Annotated in this window: 8 protein-coding genes and 1 pseudogene; 1 reads left to right on the top strand and 8 read right to left on the bottom strand. The window is 56.7% G+C overall.

Translation table 11 applies throughout. The features are described from left to right. The first annotated feature begins 215 nt into the window (after positions 1–215). Positions 216–620: a YkvA family protein gene (locus BM131_RS19355; RefSeq protein WP_090192083.1), complete on the top strand. Its 405-nt coding sequence runs from the start codon at positions 216–218 to the stop codon at positions 618–620. A 287-nt stretch (positions 621–907) separates the two neighbouring features. Here BM131_RS19355 and BM131_RS19350 read toward each other — a convergent pair whose 3' ends face one another. The 8 genes and pseudogenes from BM131_RS19350 to BM131_RS19325 all read right to left on the bottom strand — a co-directional run bounded on the left by BM131_RS19350 (position 908) and on the right by BM131_RS19325 (position 10,727). Next, entirely contained in the window at positions 908–2,500 is a 1,593-nt protein-coding gene (locus BM131_RS19350) for a GMC family oxidoreductase (RefSeq protein ID WP_090192081.1), read from the bottom strand. A gap of 3 nt (positions 2,501–2,503) precedes the next feature. Next, a complete protein-coding gene (locus BM131_RS19345) occupies positions 2,504–3,907 on the bottom strand; it encodes an aldehyde dehydrogenase family protein (RefSeq protein WP_090192079.1) in 1,404 nt (467 codons plus the stop codon). A 1-nt stretch (position 3,908) separates the two neighbouring features. Next, positions 3,909–4,874 (bottom strand): alpha/beta fold hydrolase, encoded by a 966-nt coding sequence (locus BM131_RS19340; RefSeq protein ID WP_090192078.1) that lies wholly within the window; start codon positions 4,872–4,874, stop codon positions 3,909–3,911. Positions 4,875–5,382: 508 nt separating this feature from the next. Continuing rightward, positions 5,383–5,832: a hypothetical protein gene (locus BM131_RS19335; RefSeq protein ID WP_090192076.1), complete on the bottom strand. Its 450-nt coding sequence runs from the start codon at positions 5,830–5,832 to the stop codon at positions 5,383–5,385. A gap of 30 nt (positions 5,833–5,862) precedes the next feature. Further along, positions 5,863–6,123, bottom strand: coding sequence for a recombinase zinc ribbon domain-containing protein (locus BM131_RS20705; RefSeq protein WP_281245360.1), 261 nt, complete (start codon positions 6,121–6,123; stop codon positions 5,863–5,865). Positions 6,124–6,216: 93 nt separating this feature from the next. Continuing rightward, positions 6,217–6,927: pseudogene (locus BM131_RS19330) on the bottom strand (recombinase family protein); the annotation flags it as partial. A 15-nt stretch (positions 6,928–6,942) separates the two neighbouring features. After that, positions 6,943–7,059, bottom strand: coding sequence for a recombinase family protein (locus tag BM131_RS20120; protein ID WP_139222731.1), 117 nt, complete (start codon positions 7,057–7,059; stop codon positions 6,943–6,945). Positions 7,060–7,541: 482 nt separating this feature from the next. Beyond that, positions 7,542–10,727 (bottom strand): VCBS domain-containing protein, encoded by a 3,186-nt coding sequence (locus BM131_RS19325; protein WP_425434322.1) that lies wholly within the window; start codon positions 10,725–10,727, stop codon positions 7,542–7,544. Positions 10,728–10,852: the final 125 nt, after the last annotated feature.

Below are 10,852 nucleotides of genomic sequence, written 5' to 3'. Positions count from 1 at the left end.
AGGTAGGTATGGTGTTTGCATGAGGGATCCTCCGATCCACCATACCCTCCCACAGCGACAACCCGACGTTGACACAGCAGGATATCATGAGATGCATGCGATGCATCCAATGCCTGGTTCGAGCCCTTGCCGCCCACATTCGATAGTGCGGCGAAAGTCGGCTAAGCGATTTTAGCAAACGGCCGTGTCGGGGCCGGATCATGTAACGGGCAAGAATGAAACAAAATGCAACCCTGCAACGCCTGCGGGACTGGGCTCATCTCATCAAGCGCGATGTCGTCGCGCTATACCTCGCCGCTTGCGATACCCGCGTGCCATGGCTCGCGAAAATTGTTGCGGCTCTCGTGGCGGCCTATGCATTCAGTCCAATCGACCTCATCCCGGATTTCATTCCTGTCGTAGGCTACCTTGACGACGTGATCTTGGTTCCCCTTGGTATTCTTTTGGCGGTTCGGCTCGTGCCCGATGACCTGATGGTCGAGTTCAGGACCGAAGCAGATTTGCGCGTCGTCAAACCAGTAAGTAGATCCGGCGCAATTGCGGTTATCGCAATCTGGTTGATTGCAGCCGCCTTCGCAGCGTGGTGGTTTTTTGAACTGACTATTCGAGCCCCGTCTTAAAAAAGGACGGCAGCTCCGTTCGCACAGCGGGTTTTTTGCTCACCGCGGCAAAGGTCCGAGCGATCCCAAAGTGCAAAAATTCTGCGTTGCGGACAACGTCTGCTGTTGGGTAGGCAACGCACAACCGCAAAATCGTCAATATACTGCGCATAAGTGGTCGGTGACTGCCTCGTCGTCATCAGGCATTGGTAGAAAGTTTCCATTCCGGTCAGCGCTCACTCGCTTAGGCCTGTATCAATCAGCCTTTTGGAACCGCCCGAGCACGGCCGCATTCTTCGTGGCCGTGTTTACCCGCCTGTCGTGTTAACACTCAACATCATGTCGGCCACGTTTTCCGCGATCATCATTGTCGGGGCATTCGTATTTCCCGCGATTATTGCCGGCATGATGGAGGCGTCGACGACGCGCAGGCCGACCACACCCCGCACCCGCGCCTGGGGGTCCACGACAGAGGCAGCGTCCTGACCCATGCGGCAAGTGCCGACTGGATGATAGATTGTCTCGGCCCTGGCCCTGATGTCAGCGATCAGGTCTTCGTCCAATTGCAAAGCTTCGCCCGGCGCGACCTCAGCCTTAATGAGGCTGGCCAAAGCAGGTGCAGCCATGACGCGACGGGCGATCCGCAGGCCTTTCAACATGACGGCGATGTCGTCCGGATGGGTCAGGTAATTGGCCTCGATTACGGCAGGGGCCATCGGGTCGTTGCTGCTCAGCCGGATACGGCCACGGCTTTTCGGGAAAAGATCGCAGACATGAAGCGTCACACCATAGCCCCAAGAGATCTGCCGCCCATGGTCCCGCAGCAAGGCCGGCAGGAAATGGAACTGAAGGTTGGGGCGGGTCTGCGATGGGTCGGATTTCACGAACCCCCCGGCTTCTGCCACATTCGATGTCAACTCGCCGGTGTGTTTGGTCACAAAGTTCCAAGCGGCCTTGAGGGCGCGTGGTAGAAAGCTGGGGGCGACCCCTATGGGTTCGCGGCCTTTGGTTGTTGACATGACAGTAATATCAAGGTGGTCCGCCAGATTTTCGCCAACCTCTGCCGCATCGTGTAGTAGCGGGATACCGTGCCGGGCCAGCTCTGCTGCTGGGCCAATGCCTGACAGCATCAAAATCTGCGGTGAGTTCACGGCCCCCCCCGACAGGATCACCTCACCTCCCGCGTTCAATCTCACTACACGCCCTTGCAGTTCGACGCCGACGGCGTGTCGTCCTTCGAAGACGATGCGTTCGACCTGCGCCCCGGTTTCGATCGTCAGGTTCGGGCGATCGCGCACCGGGTCCAGAAACGCGCGGGCCGCGCTAAAGCGTTTTCCGTCTCGCTGTGTGACTTGATAGATGCCAACGCCATCCTGGCTCTCTCCATTAAAGTCGAGATTTTCTGGAAACTGGCATTCAACACCGGCCTGCACAAAAGCGCGGCTCATCGGGTTAACGTCCCGCAGATTGCTGACCGCCAATGGGCCAGTCGTATTGTGGTGTGCATCCGTCAGGGCTGTGTTGCCCTCCATGCGCAGGAGCAGGCCGCGCACACGGTCCCAGCCCCAAGCTGGACCGGCCGCAGTCGCCCAGCCGTCGTAGTCGGCGGGATGACCGCGGGCATAGATCATCGCGTTGATCGAACTTGATCCGCCAAGCGTCTTACCGCGTGGCCAATAAAGGTGGCGGTTGTTCAATGCGGCCTCTGGTGCTGTGTCATAGGCCCAGTTCACCTTTTTGCTGCGGGCCAGCAGGGCCAGCCCCAGCGGCATGTGGATCAAAGGGTTCCGGTCTCGCGTGCCCGCTTCGATAAGGCAGACCCGCGTGTCCGGATTGGCAGAGAGCCGATTAGCCATGACGCACCCGGCAGAGCCGGCACCAACGATAATATAATCGAACACAAGCTACCCCAAAAATCGTTTGATAAGGCCGATTAGCTTTTTTACGCCCGGCGTGTAGGGCGGAAAGATCATCGGCAGCGACGAGTAATGATTGGAAAGGATGGCACGTTCATGACTGAAAGCGCGAAAGCCATCATGCCCGTGCGCCGCACCGATACCAGATGTATTCACACCGCCGAACGGCAGCCCAGTATGGGTAAACTGGGCGACCGTAAGATTGATACCCACACTGCCAGAGCTGGTCGCGGTGATGATCTGTTCCGCGCGTTCGCGCGACTTGTCAAAGATATAAAGTGCCAGTGGTTTGGGCCGCGCGTTGATACGCTGTGTCACGTCATCGATATCATCATAGGTCATGATGGGCAGGATTGGGCCAAAGATTTCTTCGTGATCGATGTCCATCTCTGGTGTGATCGCCTCGATCAGCGTCGGGGCCATGTGGCGATCTTGCATCGCGCCGCCCAGCGATACGCGGGCCCCTTTTGCAACGGCATCGCGCAGCAGCCCGGACAGGCGTTCAGCGTGGCGATCATTGACGATCCGCGCAAGGTGCGGGCTGTTGGCACCTTCACCATAGGCTTTGGCAATCCGGTCGCGCAAAGCTGTCAGAAAGCCGTCTTTCACGGACGCATGAACAAAGATGTGGTCTGGCGCGATGCAGGTCTGTCCGGCATTGGCAAACTTGCCAAAGGATATCCAAGACGCAGCTTGCTTCAGATCGGCGTCCGGTCCGACGATCGTGGGTGATTTCCCGCCAAGCTCCAACGTGACAGATGCCAGTGTCTTCGATGCCGCCGCCATGACGATCTTGCCCACAGCAGGACTGCCGGTAAAGAAGATATGGTCAAAAGGTAACGCCAGCAGCGCCTCCGACGCCTCTACACCGCCTTCAATGGCGGTCACGAGGTCGGGTGGAAACGCTTCCTTGATCAGATGTGCCACGACCGCCGACGTGGCTGGCGTCATCTCTGATGGTTTAATGATCGCGCTGTTGCCGGCGGCCAGCGCAGACACCAGTGGTCCAATGGCGAGGCTGAACGGATAGTTCCACGGCGCGATGATCAGGCAGACGCCACGCGCCTCTGATCGAACACGCGCCTTGGTGCCAAAGGATACTAATGTCGGCGCAACGCGGCGGGGTCGCATCCAGCGACGCAAATGCCGTGACGCATGGCGGATTTCCTGCATCACGGGCACAAGTTCGGTCAGGATGACTTCCGCCTCGGGCTTGCCGAAATCCGTCGCCATTGCAGCAATCAGTGCGGCCTCGTTTTGTCGGATGGCGGTGGCAAGGCAGTCGAGCGCGTCTTGGCGTTCGGCAAGTCCGAATGTTTGCCGACGTTCAACAATACTGGCACTTTGACACGCAAAGGCAGCACCGGCCTGGTCTATAAAAGAGGTCTTCATGTCAGTCATTCGGTTGCCCCACATTTGCGGTTTGCAATTCTTGCGCGAGTATCCAGTCCGCGACCACGTCAGGCTGGGTGTAGACTATCATGTGCCCTCCCTCGATCTGCGTCATGGTGGCACCCGGAACCGCGTCGCGCAGCCTTGCGCCATGAATGTCCGGTTCCAGCACTTGGTCCGAGCGTCCATAAAGAACGCCAGTCGGCAGCTGCAATGACGGGTAGCGCGCGGCCATCGCTGGCAATGCATCCCGCAGGGCAATCATGTCCCCGCCCGCCGCGAAGAAACTTCTCGGCCGAATGGAAAGCAGACTGCCGCCCTTGGTGGCAAACTGAGCTGGCAGGGGTTCAGGCGCAAACACTGCCTTGGCAGACCGGTCAAAGATCAGCAGCCCCAATGGGGCCGCAAAGGTCAGCGACACGAAACGCCGCAGCGCATCCGAAGGGATTGCCATCGCGCTGAAGGCAGAGGCAGCCCTGTCGCGTGGCTGAGTTGCGGGCGCGATCAGCGCCAGCGCACCGACCTTATCGGGATGATTTAGCGCGAGGTTCAACGCGACGGCTCCGCCAAGGGAATGGCCGACGACCAACGGCGCGTTCAGATCCAACGCGTCAATCAGGCCAGCCACACTCATCGCCTGATTGGCCAGCGTGTTCTTTCCACTGGGGAGTGGTGCTGAGTAGCCCGAGCCTGGTCGGTCGATCAGGATGACGCGATGATAAGCGACCAAGCTATCGACCAAAGCCGGTGCGAAGTTGCGCAATTGTCCCGACAAGCCGTGGATAAGGACAATCGGCCGACCTGTGCCGCGATCCACATAGTGAAGATTGATGCCGTCGATCGGGATGATCTTGCCGTCACGTGGTATGCGGCTTTCGATCCAGAGCCGGGTGACCTGAGACAAAAGGATGAAAGCAAAAAGAGTGCTAAATATGGCGGCGGCCACCTTGATCAGCACCGTCACCATGGTTGTGACAGTCGTGTCACAATTGGCGTAATGGGACGGTTACGCGACCCCGCAGAGCAAGCATGTGCAAAACGAACAGTGTGCAAAGTGTCGTCCAGCCCGGGCGAAAGTCCTGCTTTTCTCCATTGCGGTCGTCGCATGATTATTTCCGCCAGTTCTGCTGAAGTGTCTGAATAATCCTTGCAAATTGAAGCGCACCTTGGCGAGAAAGACGCTGCGTCCCTTCACGATAAGAATTTGCAAGGATGATTGGCAGAGCTACGCAGCCCCGAAGCAAAGGCCTGCTGCGTCAGGCCGCACCAGCAAGGTTTATTTGTCCGCGAACTACCTGGAGACTGATAGCAGATATTCGCCCAGCAACAGTCAATGTCGGCGAAGTCCGCAGACCGACCTTTTAGCCGAGCAAATGCTGCACGATGCACGAATGTCTGCAATGACGGGCTGCGCTGCAGCATCTCGAAGAGGCGGTGAATGGCAGGTTTGGGCCGTTAACACCACATCGACGTCATCATCGCACGGTGACACGGTAGAGTTTCTGAAAATAGTGTCCAAATCGCCCTCCCGCAACCAGCAATGTCGAACTAGACGAAGCCACCTTCGGGTGGATTTTGGCGTTTTGGGGGCCGCCCTTCGCATGCTCGCCCAAAGACAGCAGCCCAGCCAAAGCCCCCACCAGTTCAATCGCAAGCGCCCCGTCCTGCGGGATCAGCCGGATCTCGGTCAGAAGACTCCGAATGATCGACGTGGCCTCGGCCTTCGTGCTGTCGCTCTGCAGCGCTGCCGTGAGATTGGCCACCTGAGCTTGATAGCGGTCGGCGAGGCCGGGGTGCAGCAGCACAGGGGCCGCGGTCGAGGCATCGCGCAGCTTGGCTGTCAGCGCCGCCTTGGACGATTCCAGCGCCGTCATCTTGTCCTTCATGCTTGGGTGAAACATGCCCTCTGCAATGGCATTCACCATCTGGTCGATTTGCCGGGTGACTTTAGTAAGCTAGCGTTCATCCGCCAGCCGGTCGGCGCGGATCGATCCGGCCAGCTGGTTAAACTCTGCTTGATAGGCGCGGACGTATTCCGCGATGAGGTCGGGGTGCAGGAGCTGGTCCTTGAGGCCAGACAAGACGCGGGCCTCGAAATCCTCGCGCTTGATCGTCAGGCGGTTGCCACAGGTCCCCTTGTTCCGCGTGCTGGCGCAGCCGTAGTACTGCTTGCCGACCTGAATAAAGCCGCCGCCGCAGGTGCCGCACTTCAGCATGCCTGTGAACAGGTGGGTGGCCCGCTTCATGCGCCCCACGGCTTTGATGCCGTCACGGATGGCGAGACTGCGCGTGGCCGTCTGGCGCGCCTTCACAGCCTCCCAGAGGTCGTCGCTGACGATGCGGAGGTCCGGAACCTGTTCGATGATCCAGTCCTCCGGCTTGTTCATGCGCGCCTGACGCTTGCCGGTATCGGGGTCTTTGATGAACCGCTGCCGGTTCCAGACCAGACGGCCCAAATAGAGTTCATTGTTCAGGATGCCGGTGCCACGTTTGTCGTTGCCATAAATGGTGGATGACCCCCAAGTGCCGCGCGGGCCGGAGATGGCCGCCTTGTTCAGGGCGGCGGCAATGGCACGCGGGCTAATGCCGTGGCTGTAGTCTGTGAAAATCTTACGTACCACGTCAGCCTGCGCAGCATTGATGGTGCGTTCGCCGGTGGTGATGGAGCCGTCCGCAAGTAGGTTCCGGACGACATCGTAGCCGTAGGTGACGCCGCCTGCCGACTTGCCCTTACGCACGCGGCCTTCGAGGCCCCGGTGGGTCTTCTGGGCGAGGCCCTTCAGAAAGAGGCTGCTCATCGTGCCCTTCAGGCCGATATGCAGTTCTGAAATCTCGCCCTCGGCCACCGTGACAATCGGTATCCCCTGAAACCGCATCTGCTTGAAGAATGCAGCGATGTGTTCCTGATCCCGGCTGAGACGGTCGAGCCCTTCGGCGACAACGACATCAAGGCGGCTGTCTCGGGCATCTTGCAGTAGACGCTGGTAGGCGGGGCGTAGGTGGGACGCCCCGCTGATGCCGCGATCCGCGTAGGTCTAGGCCTCCTGCCAGCCGTGACTGGCGATAAGGCGCAGGCACAAGCGGTGCTGGTCCTCAATTGAGGCGTCGCTTTGCAGGTCAGAGGAATACCGGGCGTAGATCGCTGCGCGCATGATGTGGGCCTTTCTCAATCTGGCTCACCGCCCGCATTACGCAGTGACAGCTCAACCTTGGCCCTCCCCATCATAGGCACACTTTTACAGATGTCGGCCACTATCGATTGCAACCCGTTGCAACGGGCGAAGGCCCGTTGTGAGGCATCGGGCGAAGTTGACTTTGACCTCAAATTGCTCAGAGCATTTTTAGATTCAGGGCGGGGCACGGTCAAAGCAGTCGTTCATAAAAATGCAGCTAAGGTCCGGTTCGAGCCCACATTTCCGATTTTTTGCGCCGCGGCGAAGGTCTGCTTGCAGGGAAATATACGATTACTTGCGGTTCTCGCAATTGACGCGAAAGAAGTTGTGGGACGCTATCTAGATAACTCAACTCGTCAAACTATTGCATCTACGATCTAAGATGCAACTTCTCGTAGTTTGTCATCGTCCGAGATTGAAGGGTATGGACCTCGGAAGATCGCATACCCTTCAACTTTGTTTTACGCGATATCGTAAACACCCGTCAGGGTGTCGTTCGTAAGCGTATTTTCCTCAAAGCCAACGATTGGGAAATCGTCGTCAAACAACGTCGCGAGTGTGAAGTTATCAATCAATGAGAATGTATCACTCCATGCGAAATCATCATCCGTCGTCGCTGTATCGTTTTCAAAGAGGCTAAAGCTTTCATCGCCAATGAAGTCCGATGTGAATCCACCCGTTAGTCGCAAGAGACCAACAAAGATTTCCATGCTAAAACCAAGCGTGGTCAGATTGTCGAAGATCGCGGCCATGTCGATATCGATTGAGAAGTCCATCAGGCCGTCGGCATCGCCATCAACATCTGGATCAAAATCAAAGTGGTCCGCCGCAGTGACATCGACGTCAGCACCGACCGAATAGCCCGAGACCTCAGTGCCATCTTCGAAAGTCACAAGGAGGGGGAGCTCAGCAACTGTCAACGAGAAGTTCTGAATGACATTCAATGTGCTAATCAGATCAACGGCAATAACGTCCCACGCATAGTTGTAGGAAAAGAGGTCCAAAGTTTCGCCAGCGACAGAAATCGTCAGGCCGTCACCGCCGCTGTCGCCAAATGGTGGCACATAGGGGAGCTCGGAGATTATCGCATCCACATCGATAGTCAGAACCGCGATATCATCTTCGCCCGTGCTGGTGAGCACATCAGACGACGGGTTTGGCGCGTCGTTGCTGTGGGTCTCGATGATCGGGAAGTTCAACGCAAGCGAGCCATATCCATAAAGATCGATCTCTGTTTCAAGGTCTTCATCTGCCGAGAAATCGAAGATGTTAAACCCAGGTAGACCTTCGTGACCTGTGAAGCCGCTGATATTAGCCGTGTCGAAATCGAACAACGGAATGGTCGATGCACCGCCAAATGTCGAGTTACCGATCGCAAGGGCCAAGTCGGCGGCTACATCAAAGACAAAGTCGAGGCCAAAGTTGACGTCTGGGCTCATTGTCTCGAAATGCGCACCGTCAACCGTATAGGCGGACCCGATGGTAAAGGTCTCGCCTTCTTCCACCTGATAAGGCGAGGTAAAGATAACGCTCACCGGAACAGTGGCATCAACGTCGCCCGTAGTCAGGGTGAAATATGGCTGAAGACCGATTTGCGCCGAAAAAGAGCCGACTGTGCCAAAGCTTGGTGTCGTGATGCTCGACGGCAAGTCAGGTGCGTCGTCGCAATCAGCAATCCCCAACCAGTCCACGACATCACAGCCCACATCTGCGATCGCGTTGGCAATCGACGAGATGCCGCCCCAAATAGCCCCAAGCGCGCCACCGCTTACAGTGTAACTTGGGATGAGGGTTGCGGTTAGTGAAACCGTTTCGTTTATGCCAAAGAATGGCAGCGGGTCGTCAAACACAATGGCCGATCCCGTTGCAAACATGCTCTGGTTCTCGGTCACGAAGAGCAGATCTGCGGACGCGTTGACTGGCGCGTCATAGGCCCCTTCGACAGTGACCGTGATCGTTCTGACATCGGACGTCTCGGTCTCATCTGGTGATGTAGGCGTTGTCCCTACGCCACTGTCATCGATCGCAACATATTGGAACGTCACATCGCGTGTCTCTCCGGCCTCCAAGAACTGGAAATGCTCGAGCGGATTGAACGTAAATGTGCCGTCACCGTTGTTGACGACTTCGCCGTAGTTATGGCCGAACTCATCGACTGGCGCTGAGAGTATCTCAAACGACAGGCTATCAAGCGTATCGGCATCCGTCGCAACAAATGCTTCGGTGATGCCGTCGCCCGTCAGGCCCGTGATGAAGCTACTGGTTGCATCATCTTCGCCAACGTTGAAGCTGAGGTTGGAGGCGATGGGCTGATCATTGGTGCCCGTAATTTCGATTGTCATCGTCGCCTGATCGGTATCCCCATCTGCATCTTCGGCCTCGTAGACAAAGCTAACGGTCGTTGTTTCACCGGCACGCAGATGCTGGAAGTCACCGTCAGTGAAGTATTCAAAGGTGCCGTCTGCATTCAGAGTCAATGTCCCGTTGTTGGCGCCGACATCGGTGATCAAACGGACTTCACGGAAGAAATCAGGAAAGTCGTCATTCTCGATGACAGAGCCTGTGATTGAAGGGCCGTCCTCAAGAACGCCGTCAGTGCCGAGGCGCTCATCATCGACCGCAGTCACGGCTTCATCGGCGGGGTTCACTTGGACACCGTCTACGTTCACCTCGAAATTCTCGAACCTTGTGGCGCGAATACCCAAGGCTTCAAAACCGAACGTCGCACCATTTGCTTGGCCAGTATGTGGGTTTGTATTGTCAGCAAGAAACGCCAGATAATTATCAAAATCGTCTTGTAGCTGCGGGGCGGTCTGATTGAGGTCCAGCCAATCTTCGAGAGTCAGATTAATCTGAAGGGTGTCGACATCATGGCCGCCATTAAAATAATCGTGTGCGTCAACATTTTCGCCCACGTTATAAATATCAAGGTCGTCGCCTTGACCGCCATAAACGCTGTCACTGCCAGCGCCGCCATCAAGAACGTCATCAGCATCATGATTATGACCATGATGGCCGTGGTCGTGGTGCTGATTAATGCGGATGCTGTCGCCATACATGCGGTCGTCACCTTCACCTCCTGAAAGCGAGTCAGAACCTTCACCGCCGACGATAAGGTCGTTGCCCGCACCTCCTTCAAGAAGGTCGTCACGACTTGGTGAATTGTGATTGTCGGAGTGCCCGTTGCTGGAACGGGTCTGGTCGCCAAAAAGCTTATCGTTGCCGTCGCCCCCAAACAGCGTGTCGCTGCCTTGGCCCCCAACCATAAAATCGTTGCCGTCGCCACCATCAAGGTAATCATCTGATTCATCATGGCCTTTGCCATGACCAGAGCTCCGCGTATCTCCGTAAAGGAAATCGTTCCCAGCACCGCCACTTAAGCTGTCGTTTCCCCGACCACCGATGAGGTGGTCGTCACCGTCACCACCGTCAAGAAAATCGTCATCTTTGCCGCCATCTAGGTAGTCGTTGTCGGCTCCTCCAAACAGAAAATCAGCATCATTGCCGCCATAGAGCTTATCGCTTCCAAGGCCACCAAAAAGTGAGTCTATACCATTGCGACCGTATATCCGGTCAGACCAATCCGTGCCGAAAAGGGTATCATCACTGTTCCGCCCAAAAACTTTATTAAAGTGAGGGGACCCCAGCAGTGGTCCAAATTTGTGATGGCTAAAGTGCTTAGAGCCCGATTTAAAACTATTTGAGTGAGTTCAGTGGTTTGTGATTCTGTTCGGTTGTGAAGCTGAATGGAGATCACAATGGCTTGGACTGA

It is taken from the genome of Loktanella salsilacus (assembly GCF_900114485.1).
Classification (GTDB): Bacteria; Pseudomonadota; Alphaproteobacteria; order Rhodobacterales; family Rhodobacteraceae; genus Loktanella; species Loktanella salsilacus.
This window is presented reverse-complemented; position numbering and strand designations above follow the sequence as displayed.

Excerpts from the sequence above, each read along its gene's own strand:
- BM131_RS19355 (WP_090192083.1), top strand. The coding sequence starts at position 216 with ATGAAACAAAATGCAACCCTGCAACGCCTGCGGGACTGGGCTCATCTC.
- BM131_RS20705 (WP_281245360.1), bottom strand. The coding sequence starts at position 6,123 with ATGCTGAAGTGCGGCACCTGCGGCGGCGGCTTTATTCAGGTCGGCAAG.
- BM131_RS19340 (WP_090192078.1), bottom strand. The coding sequence starts at position 4,874 with ATGGTGACGGTGCTGATCAAGGTGGCCGCCGCCATATTTAGCACTCTT.
- BM131_RS19345 (WP_090192079.1), bottom strand. The coding sequence starts at position 3,907 with ATGAAGACCTCTTTTATAGACCAGGCCGGTGCTGCCTTTGCGTGTCAA.
- BM131_RS19335 (WP_090192076.1), bottom strand. The coding sequence starts at position 5,832 with ATGGTGAATGCCATTGCAGAGGGCATGTTTCACCCAAGCATGAAGGAC.
- BM131_RS20120 (WP_139222731.1), bottom strand. The coding sequence starts at position 7,059 with ATGCGCGCAGCGATCTACGCCCGGTATTCCTCTGACCTGCAAAGCGAC.